Genomic DNA, 18,378 nt, shown 5'->3' with positions numbered 1-18,378 from the left:
TGCAACCATTAATGGTTGCAGCCTTTTTATATAAAATCTAATCTCTTCTTATTTAAAAGAATTAAATAGAGGATTAAGCATAGCATTAAAAATATCTCTTTCCTCTTTAGGATACTTAAGCACAGCTGTTACTAAAGCCCCTTTCGAGAAAATTGTTTTTTGATAATAAAGCAAATCACCATCCAAGCCTGATATTACATAATAATTAGGACTTAACGAGCTATGTGCTATTTGTCTACCACTCTTATCAGCTATATCTTGCTCATAAGCAGCATTAAATGCAATAGGAGTTCCACTTTTATCTACACGCTTATCACTATAAATACGAAGTTCAGCTTTACCTTCTGCAGGTTTAAAGATTTGTTGCTCGCTGTTCACAGTAGACTCATCAAGGATAAGTATATCTTTCGGGTAAGTTATACTATATCCCAATTGCTCGTTGGTAAAGCTTCCTGCTGCAACCTTGTTACTATCTACAACTTGTTCCGTAGATGCATCTTTTGAAGCATCTTTATTGGTATTTCCACCACAACTAATCACCATTACAGCCAAAGCCAAAACGATTACTCCATTAATAATTTTCATAATATATCTGTTTTTAAGGTCGAAGACCTATTTATTGTTTTACTAAATCTGAAGAAATGAGAGTTTGTTCTTTCCACTCATACACCCACTAGGGCCATAAAGATATAGAAAATCATAACACGAGTAACTATAACTCACCGTTTATAGCTCTTTATTCTGTGATACAAGCCTAAATTACAACTTCTAGAAAGAAAACTTACGCTATTCATCACACAATGTAGAGCTTAAATAAAAAAATTACTATTTTTGATCTATTACATCACCTTAATCTAAAAGCGAATTTACATAATCCATACAATTCAAACTATAACAAGTACTTATTGAACTGCTCCAATAGATACAAAATTATATAGCAATAAGAAAAAAATAACTAATAACCTTTTTTAATTTAAAACAATACTCTATGAAAACATCAACAATTAAAGTATTCTCTCTTTTTATAGCCGGAATATTTCTCGTTACTTCTTGCAAAGACGAGAAGAATAAAGACAAAGCAAATTTCATCCAAGAAAATGTTGATTTTGCAAAAGTTCAAACTCTTAAGATGCTCGAAGCCACAGGAGAGCCAACGGGGAAAAACTATCCTCGGACAGCAAATGAAAATGGAACTTTGAGAGTAACAGATATGTATGACTGGACTCCCGGTTTCTTTCCCGGCTCATTATGGTATATATATGAATTAACGGGTGATACAACATGGCGAAATAGTGCTGAGAAATGGACACACTCGCTAGAACCATTGAAAACATATACGGGCAATCACGATCTGGGTTTTATGATGTATTGTAGCTACGGAAACGCTGCACGATTAGCTCCAAAACCCGAGTATAAAGATATTCTAATAAAAAGTGCCCAATCTTTATCTACTCGTTATAACGAGAAAGTACAATCCATCAAATCATGGAATGGTGGCCGAGCATGGGGCGATACCACGAAATGGTCTTTTCCGGTTATCATCGATAATATGATGAATCTGGAATTGCTCTTCAATGCTTCTAAAATATCGGGAGACAAGAAGTTTTATGATATTGCAGTAAAACATGCTAATACAACCCTGAAAAACCATTTTCGTGAAGACTTCGGTTCTTTTCATGTATTAGATTACGATACTATCACAGGAGATGTACGCTTCAAGGGAACAGCACAAGGTTTTAGTGACAATTCGACTTGGGCTCGCGGTCAGGCATGGGCTATATACGGATTTACTATGGTTTATAGAGAAACTCAAGATTCGAGCTACCTAAATACAGCTAAACATCTGGCCGATTTTTTTATAAAAAACTTACCTGCCGATTTTGTTCCTCTATGGGATTTCAACGTTGGACAAGCAGGATATACGCCTCAAGGAAAATCGTATGCTGTTGAATTTCAAGAAAAGCTTAAAGATGCATCTGCTGCAGCAATTGTAAGTTCGGCATTATTCGAATTGGGAGAAATGACCAAAAATAAATCTTATACCGATACCGCTACTAAAATGCTATATAGTTTAGCATCCCCGAATTACAGAGCTGCATTAGGAACAAATGCCAATTTCTTAATTATGCATTGTGTGGGTAGTATCCCTCATCGTTCCGAAATAGATGTTCCATTATGTTACGCCGACTATTACTTTTTGGAGGCACTTGTCAGATACAAAAATCTAAAATAAGGTCTTGGACCTTTCAGTTAGCATTTCTTTTTTACTTCTCAACCTGTTTACAAAAAGATGTATAACAATAAATAATTGGAATTACTTCAGAATAATAAAGGGTAATCAGAAACGATTACCCTTTATTTTTTTAGAAATAAGATAAATTTCTCTTCGAATTTTGTAACCAAACATACCCCTACTTAGTCAAATAAGAAAAGCTTAAACAATTATGAGAATATTGATATGTATATTGATGAGTGTCGTAATTATGACCTCTTGCAAAATGTCTTCATTTAAGAATGGAGTTAAGGGAAACGGGCAATCTGTTTCTTCAGAAATAAAGATTGACGACTATAACAGTATAGAAATTGGAGGAAAATTTGATCTTGTCTACGAGCAAAAAACAAACCAAGCACCCTATCTGCGTATAGAGATTGACGAAAATCTACAAGAATATGTGTCGATAACCGTAACTGATGGAAAACTAACAATACATACTACTCAAGAAATCAATCCGAAACATTATAATATATATACAAACTCGACTGCTTTATCAGATCTATCCGTTAGCGGAATCAACAATATAGAATTAAAAGACTCCATTAATACCGAGAGTCTTCACATTTCGGCATCGGGAATGGGCGATATCCATGCACAAAATCTGAATTGTCAGAATTTAAATATAAATATGTCCGGCTTAGCCAACATAACTCTGGCAGGAGAGGCTGCTAATACAAAAATAGACGTAAGTGGTAAATCTAACGTAAAAGCATACGATTTGAAATCAAAAAATGCAGATTGCGTAGTATCGGGAATGGGTAATATCAACATATACGCTTCGGAGACACTTTCAGCTCAAGCAAGTGGTATGGGCGATATTAACTATAAAGGCAGCCCCAAAGAAACAAATTTATCAAAAAGCGGAATGGCAGACATCGCTTCTAAAGATTAAAAACATACATTGCTGTAACAATTTACAAACAGATGGGGTCTTCCTCTTTAAAGGATAAACAGAAGCCTTATTCTCAAAATATAATATAAACATATCACTTTAAAAATTGAATTCTGACATGAAAAAATTTCTAACCATTCTATGCATACTTGCAGTAATAACATCTTGCAAATCGGGAGGTGCTTTTAGCCCTGTAAAAGGAAACAAAAATATTACGACCACAGAGGAATCTATTCCATCCTTTTCTGAAATATCAGTAACAGGTTCGAATGACATTATTTTTGAACAAAAAGCAGGTCAAACTTCATCTGTACGTATTGAGATAGATGAAAATCTAAAACAATACGTAAGAGCCGAAGTTAAAAACGGAGTTCTGTCTATTTCCTTAGATGGGCAAAATATACAACCATCACAATTTAAAGTATACGCTAGTTCGGAAGCCCTATCGAGAGTAAGAATTGCAGGATCGGGAGATATAATTCTAAAAGGTAACATTACGTCTCCATCTTTAGATATTTCTATTGCAGGATCGGGTAGCTTATATGCTGACGATATTCAATATGACAATCTGAATATATCAATCGCAGGTTCGGGAGGTGTTAAAGTAGCAGGAAGTGCAACAAATAATGACATTTCGATAAAAGGTAGTGGTAGTGTTGATGCAGTCGATTTAAATACCAAAAACACAAGTTGTACCATAAGTGGATCGGGAAGTGTAAAAGTATATGCTACTGAAAAACTGGCAAGTAAAATAAATGGAAGTGGAAGCATACTTTATAAAGGTGATCCCCAAACACATGACAAATCAATAAACGGATCAGGAAGCGTATCTAAACTATAAAAGAATAAAAATATAACGCCCTTTTTTTCATAGAGCCGATGTTTGCAATGCAGATTGCCGATGTCGGCTTTAGTTTTAGGTTTTATTCTTGTAGAAAAGACCATAACTTAAAAAATAAGATATTAAATACCTACAGTTAACTGTATGAAATATTTCATCGAAATAAATTATAGTAAATTTGTTTCAGTGGGTTTGTTCCATTATGTATCTTTGTCTTATATATGGATATAGATAATCTACTACAAGAACTAAACGAATCGCAGCGCAAAGCTGTTGAATATAACGATGGTCCATCTTTGGTTATAGCCGGAGCAGGATCGGGTAAGACACGCGTGCTTACTTACAAAATTGCTTATCTGCTTAATCTGGGGCTTCCCCCTCACAATATACTCTCTCTGACATTTACCAACAAGGCTGCACGCGAAATGAAAGCTCGTGTAGGACAGTTGATGGGAGAAAGCGTTGCTCGCCGATTGTGGATGGGTACGTTTCACTCTATCTTTTCGAGAATACTGAGAACCGAAGCCGAAAAAATAGGCTTTACTTCCAATTTTACCATATTCGACTCGGCAGACTCTCGTAATCTGATAAAGACCATCATTAAAGAGTATCAGCTCGATGATAAAACATATAAGCCTGCACGCATTCAGTCTATGATATCTAATGCCAAAAACGCATTAGTGTCGCCTGTTGCCTATGCACAAAGCAAAGAGATGCAGGAGTATGACATGAAAGCCAAAATACCCATGGTGAGAGATATTTACCGATCGTACAACGCTCGTCTAATAGCATCCAACACGATGGATTTTGACGATTTATTATACTATACCAACAGATTGTTCCGCGATCACCCAGAGGTATTAAAAACTTACCAAGATCGTTTTCAGTTCATTCTGGTAGACGAGTACCAAGATACTAACTTTGCACAATATCTGGTAGTTAAACAGTTGGCTGATGCGCATCACCGTGTATGTGTAGTGGGAGACGATGCACAGAGTATTTACTCTTTCCGTGGAGCAAATATTGATAATATTCTCAACTATAAAAGCAATTATCCTGAAGCACGAATATTTAAACTAGAGCAAAACTACCGTTCTACTCAAAATATTGTAAATGCTGCTAATAGCCTTATCAAACAGAATAAAGGGCAGATACAAAAAAATGTCTTTTCAGAAAATCAGGTAGGCGAAAAGCTCGAAGTAGCCAGTGCCTTTTCAGACTTTGAGGAGGGCATCATTGTAGCCAATAAAATACAAGACCTACGCAGAAGCAAAGACGCTTCATATAGCGATTTTGTGATTCTTTATCGTACCAATGCACAATCTCGTGTATTTGAAGAATCGTTGAGAAAAAAGAATATACCCTACCGTATTTATGGTGGGCTTTCGTTCTATCAACGCAAAGAAATAAAGGATGTTATTGCTTATTTCCGCATGGTAGTAAATCCTAAAGATGAGGAAGCATTCAAACGAATTATCAATTATCCTACACGTGGGATCGGAAATACTACGGTCGGAAAAGTTGTAGATACCGCTCAGCTTCACAATCGGAGTTTATGGGAAACAATCTGTGACCCATTAGCATATAACTTGAATGTAAATGCGGGAACTGCTAAGAAGCTAAACGATTTCCATACTCTGATTAATGGTTTTATAAAAGAACTACCTGTTGCCTCAGCATACGAATTAGCAACCAAAATAGTAAAAGAAAGTGGTATAGCTAGAGAAGCATACCAAGATCAGACTCCGGAAGGGATGAGCCGCCAAGAGAACTTACAAGAACTCTTAGGTGGAATACACGAATTCTGTGAATCGAGAGTTGAAGAAGGTGAGCAAAACATCAGCCTTATCGATTTCCTATCAGAAGTATCTCTACTTAGCGATCAGGATACAGATAAAGAAGTTGATCAGGAGAAGGTAACAATGATGACTATTCATGCCTCTAAAGGATTAGAGTTCAAGAACGTCTTTGTTGTAGGTCTCGAAGAAGATCTCTTCCCCTCATCGATGACTAAATCTGAACCTAAAGGATTGGAGGAAGAACGTCGTTTGTTTTATGTAGCTATTACAAGGGCAGAGCAATTCTGTATGTTGACGTATGCTAAGAGTCGTTTCCGCAATGGACAAACCAACTCATGTAATCCAAGCCGTTTCCTTAAAGATATTGACAGAGAGTTTCTCAATGCCAATGCAGGTGTACTTGAAGGAACTATGGGAGGATTCTCTCAACAAACTCAAGGTAACTTCTGGGACACAGTCCGTAGAAACAGAGAGGAAAAAGAAGAACTACAAGAAGTAAAAAGAAAAGAAGAGTCAATTTTCGAAAGACCTCAAATTCCGGTATCTCGCGAAGACAAGTACTCGAAACCTAACTTTGTGAATGCTCGAACGGCCGAACCGAAGACCCCTCTCACAAAGGATATTTACGGTATACAGGTAGGAGCAGTAATCAAACACGAACGTTTTGGAATCGGCACTGTAAGTGCTATCGAAGGCGATGCTGCAAGCAGAAAAGCAACAGTAGAATTCGAAAATGCAGGAGTAAAACAATTACTTCTAAAATTTGCTCGCTTCGAAATTATCGGTTGATTATAGAGCCAGTTCTTCGTAAACAATACGTGCCATATCTTCGTACCCTTTTTGATTGGGATGTACTCCGTCCATTGTGTAGATACCTTTATTTGTATAAATATCAGTAGGTGAAGTATAATAAGGCTCATTAGAGAAATCCCAATCGCATAAATTATAAAAATCGATACAGTGTATCTTATATTTTTCGCAACTTTCAACCACAGCATCTCTTTTACGTAACCAATTGTCGGGTTGCGAAAATTTATTGAATCTGTTGCTACGCTTTTGAGGTAAAGTTGTACCAAATACAATGAAAGGCTTTTCGGGTGAAATACTATCAGCTGATGAGCTATGAGTATTTTCATCCATATCATAATGTTGATTGATCTTTCGGATAATATGTGATACAGCCTGTATAAAAGCATATCCCGAATAATCGTGAGTAATGTCTGTTTCTTCAACCAGTATTTCATCAGTAGCTCCAAAAGTACCTACTTCTCCTTTTACACCAGCATCATTACCACCCACTAAGCAGATAATAATATCGGGCTTATAATCGTAGATCAATTGCAATTGCGCATCTTTTGCTAACTGGCTTGTTGTATAACCGGGAAAACCTCCGGCACATACTTCGGCACCCGTCAGCTCTTCAAGTGTAGATTTATACCAAGGATAAGACGAAGAGGATATACTATCTCCATAGAGAAGGATTCTCTTTCCTTTCAATGGAATTTTAAACTTTTTACTATATACTTTTAGATTATGACGATCGGCCTCCTTATACCCAAAAGTACAACTCGAAGTAGAGAATATGAGGATTAGAAATAATACGGTTAATCTCAAGGGGAAAGATCTGAAGGTTATTCGGCGTTTCATCATAGTAGTAGAGATTGATTGAAAGAGAGAAAGTTGTTGACCGTATAAAAAAGAAAGCCATCTTTTAAATCAAAGGTGACTTTCTCTTTTATTATAGTGAGCTTTACGTTACTTAAGCCTCGCTGTCTTCTGCTTCTTCATTAGTTGGGGCAATTAATTTATAACCCTTTCCATGAATATTTATAATTTCAATTTCTGGATCAGCTTTCAACAGTTTTCTAAGCTTAGTAATATAAACGTCCATACTTCTTGCGTTGAAATAATTATCGTCAACCCAAATTTGTTTCAAAGCATGGTTACGTTCCAAAATATCATTAGCATGAGCACAAAGCAATCCTAGTAATTCTGATTCCTTAGTTGTCAATTTAGTACTTTCTCCACTAATTGTAAGAATTTGTTTTTGAGTATCAAAAACCATTTTACCAAATTGATATACCTGACGATCTTTACCTTTTTTACCTTTTACTCTTCTGAATATAGCTTCGATACGAAGCACCAATTCTTCCATGCTGAAAGGTTTAGTAATATAGTCATCAGCTCCAGCTTTAAAACCATCCAAAATATCATCCTTCATATTTTTAGCTGTTAAAAATATAATCGGAATATCGGGATTGATTGCTCTAATTTCTTTTACCAATGTTATTCCATCTTTTTTAGGCATCATTACGTCTAATACACATAAATCATATTTTTCTTTAACGAAACCTTTGTATCCAGCTTCTCCATCTGGATATAAGTCTGTGTCGAATCCTTTTGCTTGGAGATATTCTCTCAATAACATTCCTAGATTCTCATCATCTTCACATAAAAATAATTTCAACTTCTCTTCCATAATATCTCTACTTTATATTGAGTAAACTTATAATAAATTTAGTTCCTTGTCCCAATTCACTTTCCACCTTAATGGATCCTTTATGGTCCTCGACTATCTTTTTCACATACGCTAAACCTAGACCAAAACCTTTCACATCGTGTAAATTCCCAGTAGATACTCTAAAGAAACGCTCAAAAATCTTTTTTGCATCTTCTTTTTTAATACCTATTCCATTATCTTCAACACTTATATATATCTTATTGTTTTGATTCCATGTCCTTATCATCAATTCTAGGGTCACATCTTCCCTTCTATACTTAAGTGCATTATCTAACAAATTAAATAAAACATTTGTAAAATGCATCTCATCTGCGCTCACCAATGTATCGCCAGCTTCCAGATCAATATCAATTTTTCCTCCAAATTTCTCAACTTTAAGTTGAAAAGTATTCGCTACGTTCACAATGATGTCATTAACATCTAACTCTTTGAATTTGAGAGTTGCTTTCTGTTTCTCAAAAAGAGACATCTGCAATACTTTTTCTACCTGAAAACTCAAACGCTTGGTTTCATCATTTATTACACTCGAAATATGCTTAAATATTTCAGGCGATTTCATAATACCCGGATCTTTCAACATTTGAGCAGCCAATGATATTGTTGATACCGGAGTTTTCAGCTCATGAGTCATATTATTCATAAAATCGCTCTTCATTTCCGACAAACGCTTTTGTCTAAATATTAAATAGATAGAAATGATGAAAGTGATCAATAATATCAATGTGAAAACAAATGCAGGTACAAGAAACGAAATCTCACTCAAAAGATAATCTTTTTTTGTGGGAAAAGATACCCGAAGGTAATTTAACTTATCAATTGGGTCATTCGGATACAAAACCTGAGTGTACAAAGCATTTTTGTCTGGCTCGGCATAACTCTCCTGTTTATAAACAGGTCTATCATTTTTATCTACAATCTCAAACTGAAACGGCAACTCTATACCATTATATCTGAGTTCGTCTTTTATATTGTCGTTAAGTGTCTTATAATTTATCTTCTCATCCAAAGGTACAGAACTAGATGTTTGAATGAGCTTATAAATTACATTATCTAGCAATTGCCGCTGATAATCATAACGCTGTTTAAACAACTCCTGTATATTGAATGATGCTTGAGCTAGTGCATTTGCTCCTCCCCGTGAAGTATTCGTATTCTTCTTAGATCTAAAACTGGTTGTCTGAGAACTGTTATACTCTATATTCATAATAGGAGTACCAGTTGGATCTGTCATTTTTATTTGTTGAGTATGGGTTATCGTTTTCTCCCCTAAAGGATCTTTATAACCTTTTTTATTTTGAAAATCAACAATTTCCTGATCCAGATATTTTTTAGTTTGATCCAGTTCTAAATTCTTCGATACTTGGTAAAGGCTTCTACTTACTGCTTCTTCAAATTGATCATTTCTCATTTTTAGCGAAATGCGAAAATAACTAATCTGCAAGTATAGTAGACCGAAAAAGGTAAATGCCATCACCCCCGCGAGTAACCATATCGTTGATTTTTTCATTTTATTATATTTTCCGCATACATTATAACCAAGCAAATATCAAGTACCTATGATACCATAAACAAAGATAGTCTATTTTTGTTTAACATTTTGACTTAAAAAAACGAAGATTTATTTTTTTTTATTTTATTAAAAAACATAGACAAAAATAAATAAACTCATAGACTTGATCTATTAAAGATAAACAAACTCTATCAACATAGAACACAGCAACTTACTCTACTACTCTGTAAGAGTAAAACGTATACTTACCCCAAAATTGGTATTAGCTGTTGGATAAGATACCGAAGATATTAATGGAGAATTTACAATACGATCGTAAAAAGCCCGCAACAACAAAGCTCTACTTAAGGTATATTCAGCAGATAATTTCAATGTCAGTATTGTATTTCCACTAGTAGCTTCTGTAAATCGCTCATCTATCCTACGGATAAGAGCTTGTGATGTTCTTCTCGAAATATCAGCCGTAACATTCAAATCATTATTAAACTCTCTATCCTTTTTAATCGGAAGCCCTATCAGCTTATTAAACTCATTGATACGATAGCCACCTCCTAACACCAAATCTTTTTGTACTGTCTCTACAATCTGGAATGATGTAATACTTAAGTTTAGCATTCGCGAATAATTATAACGAGCACTCAAAGTCAAGTTGTTAGACATTGTACCTTCGGCACCCAATAACGGATTAAACTGCTCTATCAGGTTAACCGATGAAATGTCATACGCCGAAGTAGGCACCGGCATAGCTACAGCATCTAAACTTTTCATAAATCCCATATTTTCACCAGCCTCTATCCATGTCAGAAAAGAAGTATATGATCCAACACTATATTGAGCCGTATAAGCATGAGATAATATAAGCTTCTTAAATTTATCTCTAAACCAAGGCAAGTTAGTTAGCCCATCATAATTAATTCGCCAGTTAGGCAACATCGAAAATAGTGTAGGAAATGCAGTCAATGCAATATTATCTGCACTCCTCCCTGTATATGCGGCAAGGAAAGCAGGAATCAATACATCTGCAGAGTTTGGGTTTATCCCTCCTATAGTTGGATCAAAAGGTTTACCTCCCAAATTAGCATCAGCAATGAAACCTGTGTTGGGATAAAACGTTCCATCGTATTTATTTCCTAATCGTTTTGCTATAACATCACGATTTTTTAAGAACTTATTAAATGCAGCAGATTCATAATTATTCTTCACATTACTACTTTCGAAACTCGATCCTAAAGCGATTGTCGTCATAGCAAAGCTACCTCCGTATATCTTCTTTACATTTGCTTTGCTATCGTATTGGAAAGTCGTTCGATCATTTTTCTCATGAAGAGCATTCAATCGTATTTTCAAACCTTTGATAGGTTCTATCTGAGCCTCCAAATCTAATTTCTTAATGGAGTTATACACAGCTGGACTGATACTCATTTCATTAAGGACAAGCCAATCATTACGAAGAGATTTATTTATGTAATCTTCACCTCCATCAAAACCAAAAGCAAAACCAACTCCCGGAACCATTCCAAAATCGGTTCGCTTTTGCCCGAAGACATCACCTATACCCGGACGGAATCCTCCTATCGCAGTCTCTTCGCGAGTTGAATAGTTGACAGATACAGACCTCACGGACATAAGCCCCCTAGCTGCATACTGAGCTACTTTATATAAAGTTGTTTCGTCAGACTCTCCTTTTTCGATAATATTTATTTTGATCTGCGAAGTATCCTTTGTAGTTATTCGGATTGTATTTTCATCAATACGCTTGTACTTCACATTAAACAATCGCCCATCTCGTCTCGCAGTAACCATAATATTTTTGATTCCCAATCCATGCTTTAAAATTGTAGCCGAATCGGTGTTTAAGCGAACCTCCTGTTCAAAACGTTTTTTTCGACTTTCAGCAGTAGCACGTCTTGCTCTCTGAGCACTTTGGGTACGACGGTTCGTATCAAATTTTTCATTCACCTTTTTCAAAAAAGGAGATTTATTATATAAAGATGTCAGATCGAGCCTATTGCTAATATTCAAGGTCATATTATTAGTTATAACATTCCCCACCTCTGTAGCAGTATCTATTTCTGCACCTCTATCCCAGGTATATCGACTATCGTAATTTGCTGACGAATTTATCCAATCGACAAACGGAATATTATTAAATGGCAATACATATGTAACCCTAGCCGCTTGTCGGTAAGATAAAGGGTCTCCCAGATTGCGTATGCTTCTCATTACTTCATCTCGCCATATCTCATAATCGTCTCTATTAAGCTTTTTATTAACCTGTAGATAAGGCTCTTCTATTTCGGCTCGTGTTCCGGTCTGAACACTTATTTTCAAGTTACGCAGAGGATCCCAGTTTATGCTAAAATCTCGATCCCAATAAAAATTCTGACTCCATGTCAAAAACAAATTATCATTGGTACTTCCACTTCCTATATTATACCCTTCCAGATCCCGAACAAGAGTTTCTGTATAGAAACGTGTCATATATGAATTGAACGATATATTACTCGGCAAATAATTAAATCCTAGAGATTTTGGATACTTAGCCAGTGGAGCCTTGCTCTTCATATCTTTAAAAGGAGCCCAAGTCTTTACTGCAGGTGAATAAGAATAATTCATACTAGCTTTGTAATTCTTAGTAAGGTCATATACCGTAGTTGGGTTCTTAACCTCCGTCTGACTATAAGCATAACCAAAAGTAAAGTTGGCAGGATCATAAGGCATAGGAGTCTTACTCTGAATATTTACTTTCATATTAGTCATACTCAGATTCTTTGTCGTAGTTCTATCCTGAGCCAAATTCTTAATAGAATCTCTTTCGGCTCTAGTATCAACAATACTCAAGGCTTCTTTGAGGGTCACATCTTGATCAAGAGGGTCGTATTTAGGAGTCGTAGTTTGATTCGAATATGAGTAATAAAGAGGAATACTCACTTTTGCCTTTTCGGGAATAAATCGACCTAAATCGACATTTGCTGCAATATCATACGAATAAAAATCATCTAACCGACGCTCAATAAGATTCTGATCTATGGATCCAAATCCTGAAGTTTCTTTTCTCCCCGAGAAAGAGAATGTTCCCAAATCTGATAAAGCTATACTCAAGTTACCTTGAGCAGCCCAACCATTTTCATCATCATAATCGGTTAACCTCAATTCATTCACCCATACCTCTGCCGATTGGACATGTGTCGAATTATTACGTATACCAATCATCATGACATTGATTTCCGACAAACTTGGATTACCAATTACACTTATCTTATTGTTCTCTTTACCGGGCTCAGGGTCATGACCCGAATACAATTCGGTGTATGAAACTGTTGAACCAGCTTGGCGCTTTGCTTTATTTCTTTCTAATTTTATATTCTTCAGAAGCTCTAATGGGAAATCAAACATATTATTAGCAGGCCATACCTTTGCACGATCCGCATCATTATTTGCAATATACGTTCCAGCAGGGGTTATAGACAATGGTATTTCGTATTCATAGTAGTTGGTCTTGAAGTCTGAACCCAAGCGCAAGAATACAGTGATCTCGCCTTGTCCTATTGGTGGTCCATCTTTTAGTTCCTCAGCATGTGTAAACATTTGTAAACGCTTGTAACGACGCAAGTCGTAACTTGTATTCTTGAATACTGCTCTAGCATCTTCTGGCTCCAGATTAAGAACCTGCAAAGATAACGCCTGCTCATTTTCTTGACGTATTTGAGGTTGACTTGGATCGAGAATACGTGTTACACCAGGAGGTATTACATAATTTACAGGTTGCTTTTCGCTATTTTCTTCAATGTTTACGGCGGCTATACTTAGCGATCCAGTTCCTTGATTTATTCCATCTTGAAGAGTTTGAGTATATTGTCTCCACTCTCCTCTAACTAAATCTAATGTTCCAAATCTTAAATGAGTTGTCTCTTTGAAGTTTGTAAGGAACATCCGCATAAAACGAATAGAGGTAAAATCATGAATATTTCCTACAGTTTTCTTTTCGGGTGTACGAATAGGTATTTGAAACTGATACCATTTAATGGTAGTCGGAGTTCCATCTCTAAGTGTTACCCGAGCTTCTTGAATATCAGAGATAAAATTATCACTACCTATATGCATCTTATCGGGACGTAATGAAACTTTATACTGAAAATACCTCTCAGATTCGTTCATTGTATTATCCTGATCCAAATCTTCCACATCAGGATTGGCAGTAGCTGCGGTTGAGAAACCCTCATTACCTGAATCTCCAGCCGAAGAGTTACCTTCGGTTCCGTTGAAATATTTATAGCGGTCTATTATACCTGTTTGCTGGCGATCATAGTCTGCTCCACGATAATGGTGGTATTTATCTCCTGATAAATCATTTAAAGGAGAAAAGGGATCTTGCAACATTCGAGCTTCCGTTTCCGCTGAGATTTTCGATCTAAAGGTGTTTAAATAGGTTGCATATGTTGCAAACTGAGCCTCTTCAGCTCTACTTAATCCATTCAATCCAACATCCTGTTTAGTTATAGCACCTGCTCCTTGCGAAATATCAAAGGCATATACAGTAGACTGACGTGTAGGCACTTTACCCCAAGCCGTTAATTCGTATGCCGTGGGATCATCATCCAGCGGTAGCCCATTCTCATAAAACTTCCTACCATCTTTCAAGACATCTTCGGATACATCCCCTAGATTGAAATACAAGTCACCACCTTGACTCTTTACCGCAAGAGTATCATATACAAAAGGATCCATTAACCAAAATTGAATATATTCGATATTGGTACTCTCAAAATCTCGATTCTCTATTTTACGAGTAATCCCTCCCCACCTAGTTTCTGGTCTCAAAAGCTTACCCTCTGAGCTTATGTTAGTGGCATCTAGATTATACATACCTCTCTCCTGTGGATAATAAGTTAAGTTAAGAGTAGAAAGAAGAGGAGGTTCGTTAGCTAACATATCACGTCCCGGAAAAATCTCCCTTTGCTCAATTTCTCTTACAAAGTGATTGGAAAGAGAATCTTCATTCAGATAAGAAGGTCTAAGAGATGAGTTTTTACGGGTAAATAAATTATCAATCGTATACCATGCCAGATGAGCCCGATTATTTCCATATTCAATATTATTGCTCAACTTAGATTCCTCAAAGAATGTAGGCGTAGAAGACAGTTTCCATGCATATGGGTTGTTCAAAGAAATAGTCGATTTAGCCGACTCAAAATCATCCAGATACGAATATCCATGTAAATACTCATTCTGGTAGTGCCCCCCAATCATGTGGGCAAACTCGGCATTCAAAGCTATCTGAGAAGGAGCTGTTGCTGTAACAAAAGGTAACTTATCAACCAAGTTGGTCAACCATTGAGACTGCGTTCTATATGCTGTATTTAAACCCCAAAGGGTATTCTTTATAGCTTCTTCACCTATTCCAACCTTCATAGTCAAAGGTCTTTCATACATATGCATAATAGTTCCTCCGATGGTGAAATCTTTGCTAAAATCATAACTCAAATTCAATCCTAACAGAGTTTTTCGCTGCATGCTGAACAATGCCTGATTCTCGAGAGTCACATTAATGGGCGTACCGGCATCTATGAGCGATTGATTAAGAATAGTAACCTCACCCGCAGCATAATCAACCGTGTAATCAGCATTTTCAATCAGCGGCACACCATTAGCTGTAACTACAACAGAACCTCGGGCAACATTCATTGCATTCAGATTTATGACCGAATTAGAAGCTGAGGCTCTATAAGACCCACTTATCCTGAACTTATTTCTATCGGCAATCTGCTCTGCTACAAAACGCGTAGAATCATATAATTGTTGATACACAAATTTATCGGCAATAGCATCATTAGCTATTTGCTTTCGAAGGTGAGAACCAAAAGGCTCAACAACAGGAAATATAACCCGTCCATTTTCGGGATATATGGTAAAGCCATCCAAGAAGTCGAAAATACCATCCGGATGCTGATTCTCCTGAGCATCTAATCTATCCAGATTCATGACTCTCAGCAGTAGTTTGTTTTTGATTGCACCTTCCGGTAGAAAGTTTATATAAGTACCTGTCGTATCGCTTAGGTAAGTAATATTAAGCCTGAATTTATCCTTCTGAATTTGCCTGTCTCCCAATCGATAAACGTTCTTCATCATCAAATCCCAAGAGTAAGAGAGAGGTGATAGAGCTACCGGCTTCACTAACTTTAGAAACAAAGCCCCCGATTTGGTTCCTGTTTTTACTTGACTAGGAATTCGAGCGGCAAACTCTCCAACCATATAAGCCTGCCCGTTCATAGTATACTCAAAAGCTACAGCAAGTACCTCATCATCTGCCAGAGCTGATTTAAGAGAAATAAATCCTAATTGAGTATTAAGGGTATATTCGTTAGCATCAAGCAATCTGGCACTTTCAAGTTTTTCGTAATCCTGACCACTAACCAAACCTCCCCTACCGGTTAGTTCTGAAGTAACACTACTTATTTCTCGAGTTCCTGCATACTCACTATTAATGGTAGCATACAGGTTATTCGATTCATTATCAGGAACTTTTACCGAGCCGGGCTGCCATCTGTCATTATGTATTTTTTCATTCTCTGCAAGATCCGCAAATGCGACTACATTACGCGATTTATCAAAGTTTCCCCTTTTATTGGTAACCCACACCTCTGCATTCGTAATAAGAATAGGCGACTTTACAAAAGGTAGCTTACTCATTCCCTCATCGAAATGATCTCTGAAATATTCGGTTAGAAAGAAGTGTTGATTTTCATCGTATTTATTGGCGTCAAATTCAAAGGATTTAGTCTGTACACCGCCCTTTGAACCTACTGTTTGTGTTTCTGATTCTTGCTGAGATATAACTGTATTAATTCTCAATTTACCAAATTGTAAATCTGCGCGAATACCAAATAAGGATGCACCTCCACCAATGAGAGAATTAGTTGTATTTAGAGCAACGTTACCTGCTCCCAGGTATTTAACAATCTCGTCTTCGTCTCCTTCATAAGCTAACTTTACCCTTTTCGAGTCAAAATCGAAGGTTGCTTCCGTATCATAATTTAATCCAAAATTCACTTTATCTCCAACAGAAGCATCAACATTCATCTGTATTTTCTGTTGGAAATCGAACATGGTACGACTTCTATTCTTCAACGCAAGAGTAGGATTCTCGGTTGATGTATGCTTTATTCCAGCTGAAACTTCGGTATATCCCTGAGTTTTTAGCTGAACACCTCCGGGACCAAAAACACGTTCTAATGATCCTAGATTAACTTTAATATCTTTCAGAGAAAATTCTTCTTTCTTATCCTTCTGATCAAACGCTTCCGAATTTTTCACTTTGAAGTATTGAGCCATAGATTCTTTCAAAGAATAATCCATGTACTGCTGAGGATTCAATGTAAATGGTGTAACCCATTCCCCCTCATTCATTTTGGTTCGGAATAAATAAATATTATTCTTTACATCAAACTCTACTTCGGTTTTTATATTGGATGGATCGCGAAGATCGACAGGCGTTTTTTGTATCAGATCCTCGTAGTTGGTAATTTGTGTTTTACGTACCGGATATATGGCTCCTGTATCTTCTGGTAAAGCTATATTGATGCTGATCTCGGGTATAGGAGAATCTATCCGTCCGGAAGTTCCGGAGAATAAACTTATACCACAAATAAACAGTGATAAGAAAATAAAATATTTATTTTTTTTCTTCAACGAGTATAGCTTTAGCCTTTGATCTGGAATACTTTCACAGCAGTTTCAACGCAGCTTTTATTACTTGTTCTATTGTGCTATCAGGCTTATCTTTCATTAGTTTCGAAACCACTTTTTGAGAAGGAGCCTGATTAAAACCAAGCATTACCAAAGCAGCTATAGCTTCGTTGGCTGTTTCGTTATTTATTACAATATCACCCTGTCCCACATCGCCCGAGACTTTTATCTTATCTTTTAGATCGATAATAACACGTTGAGCAGTTTTCAGACCGATACCTTTTACTGTTTTCAGCATATCGGCATTACCTGACGATATTACAATCTCTAATTCAGTAGGATTCATAGCTGAAAGAATCATACGAGCAGTACTAGCCCCAATTCCCGATACACTAATAAGATGCATGAACAATTCGCGTTCCCGCTTGTTTATAAAACCGAATAATTGGTGTGCATCTTCGCGTATAGACTCATAAATAAAGAGTTTTGCATTTGGTTTATTCTCCAAAGCCGAGTAAGTGTTTAATGAGATACTGATGAAGTATCCAACACCATTTATGTCTATGGTAGCCGAAGCCGGTGTAAGTTCGGCAATATTTCCTTTTATATAATCAATCATAATGTAAGTGCAGTAATAAAATTGAAGTTTCTATCTAGCTATTGTATTCCGCATTGGATTTAAATAGACCAACACTGGCGAATATGGTAAAATGTACTAATTAAATTCAACAAATTAGAACAACAGAGACCACACCCAATTATGCAAAAGTAACTTTATTATTGTTTATTTTCAAGTATAGTCTAAGTTAATCTGAACATTAATTTGCAGTTACAAAGAAAAAAGAAGAACTTTG

General features: G+C 36.4%; 10 protein-coding genes. 4 read left to right on the top strand and 6 right to left on the bottom strand.

The window, feature by feature from the left end; translation table 11 throughout:
- Nucleotides 1-48: 48 nt before the first annotated feature.
- Nucleotides 49-585: a PsbP-related protein gene (locus tag HGC4_RS10815; RefSeq protein WP_050710148.1), complete on the bottom strand. Its 537-nt coding sequence runs from the start codon at nt 583-585 to the stop codon at nt 49-51.
- A 403-nt stretch (nt 586-988) separates the two neighbouring features.
- Between HGC4_RS10815 and HGC4_RS10810 the strand changes: the two genes are divergently transcribed.
- The 4 genes from HGC4_RS10810 (at nt 989) to HGC4_RS10795 (ending at nt 6,596) form a co-directional block, all read left to right on the top strand.
- Nucleotides 989-2,233 carry a glycoside hydrolase family 88 protein gene (locus HGC4_RS10810; RefSeq protein ID WP_087880167.1) on the top strand — a complete coding sequence of 415 codons (1,245 nt, stop codon included), beginning with the start codon at nt 989-991 and terminating at the stop codon, nt 2,231-2,233.
- Between the two features lie 211 nt (nt 2,234-2,444).
- Nucleotides 2,445-3,167 (top strand): head GIN domain-containing protein, encoded by a 723-nt coding sequence (locus HGC4_RS10805; protein WP_082204150.1) that lies wholly within the window; start codon nt 2,445-2,447, stop codon nt 3,165-3,167.
- Between the two features lie 118 nt (nt 3,168-3,285).
- Nucleotides 3,286-4,008 carry a head GIN domain-containing protein gene (locus HGC4_RS10800; protein ID WP_050710146.1) on the top strand — a complete coding sequence of 241 codons (723 nt, stop codon included), beginning with the start codon at nt 3,286-3,288 and terminating at the stop codon, nt 4,006-4,008.
- Nucleotides 4,009-4,229: 221 nt separating this feature from the next.
- The gene (locus HGC4_RS10795; RefSeq protein WP_199327776.1) at nt 4,230-6,596 is read left to right on the top strand and encodes an ATP-dependent helicase; all 2,367 of its coding nucleotides are present in this window, start codon (nt 4,230-4,232) and stop codon (nt 6,594-6,596) included.
- On the opposite strand, the gene HGC4_RS10790 is transcribed toward HGC4_RS10795, so the two are convergent.
- The 5 genes from HGC4_RS10790 to ruvA form a co-directional block, all read right to left on the bottom strand.
- Nucleotides 6,597-7,457, bottom strand: coding sequence for an SGNH/GDSL hydrolase family protein (locus HGC4_RS10790; protein ID WP_050710145.1), 861 nt, complete (start codon nt 7,455-7,457; stop codon nt 6,597-6,599).
- A 109-nt stretch (nt 7,458-7,566) separates the two neighbouring features.
- On the bottom strand, nt 7,567-8,286 hold the full coding sequence (locus HGC4_RS10785) for a response regulator transcription factor RprY (protein WP_050710144.1): 720 nt from the start codon (nt 8,284-8,286) through the stop codon (nt 7,567-7,569).
- A 7-nt stretch (nt 8,287-8,293) separates the two neighbouring features.
- The gene (locus HGC4_RS10780) at nt 8,294-9,835 is read right to left on the bottom strand and encodes a sensor histidine kinase (protein ID WP_050710143.1); all 1,542 of its coding nucleotides are present in this window, start codon (nt 9,833-9,835) and stop codon (nt 8,294-8,296) included.
- 222 nt (nt 9,836-10,057) lie between these two features.
- A complete protein-coding gene (gene sprA / locus HGC4_RS10775; RefSeq protein WP_050710142.1) occupies nt 10,058-17,527 on the bottom strand; it encodes a T9SS outer membrane translocon Sov/SprA in 7,470 nt (2,489 codons plus the stop codon).
- A 34-nt stretch (nt 17,528-17,561) separates the two neighbouring features.
- Nucleotides 17,562-18,143 carry a Holliday junction branch migration protein RuvA gene (ruvA, locus tag HGC4_RS10770; protein WP_050710141.1) on the bottom strand — a complete coding sequence of 194 codons (582 nt, stop codon included), beginning with the start codon at nt 18,141-18,143 and terminating at the stop codon, nt 17,562-17,564.
- Between the last annotated feature and the right edge of the window lie 235 nt (nt 18,144-18,378).

The organism is Dysgonomonas sp. HGC4 (assembly GCF_001261715.1).
Lineage (GTDB): Bacteria > Bacteroidota > Bacteroidia > Bacteroidales > Dysgonomonadaceae > Dysgonomonas_A.
Note: the sequence above shows the minus strand (reverse complement) of the source record. Positions and strands in the feature narration are given on the sequence as shown.

Coding starts and splice junctions, on each gene's coding strand:
- HGC4_RS10815 (WP_050710148.1), bottom strand. CDS start 585: ATGAAAATTATTAATGGAGTAATCGTTTTGGCTTTGGCTGTAATGGTG.
- HGC4_RS10810 (WP_087880167.1), top strand. CDS start 989: ATGAAAACATCAACAATTAAAGTATTCTCTCTTTTTATAGCCGGAATA.
- HGC4_RS10805 (WP_082204150.1), top strand. CDS start 2,445: ATGAGAATATTGATATGTATATTGATGAGTGTCGTAATTATGACCTCT.
- HGC4_RS10800 (WP_050710146.1), top strand. CDS start 3,286: ATGAAAAAATTTCTAACCATTCTATGCATACTTGCAGTAATAACATCT.
- HGC4_RS10795 (WP_199327776.1), top strand. CDS start 4,230: ATGGATATAGATAATCTACTACAAGAACTAAACGAATCGCAGCGCAAA.
- HGC4_RS10790 (WP_050710145.1), bottom strand. CDS start 7,457: ATGATGAAACGCCGAATAACCTTCAGATCTTTCCCCTTGAGATTAACC.
- HGC4_RS10785 (WP_050710144.1), bottom strand. CDS start 8,286: ATGGAAGAGAAGTTGAAATTATTTTTATGTGAAGATGATGAGAATCTA.
- HGC4_RS10780 (WP_050710143.1), bottom strand. CDS start 9,835: ATGAAAAAATCAACGATATGGTTACTCGCGGGGGTGATGGCATTTACC.
- ruvA (WP_050710141.1), bottom strand. CDS start 18,143: ATGATTGATTATATAAAAGGAAATATTGCCGAACTTACACCGGCTTCG.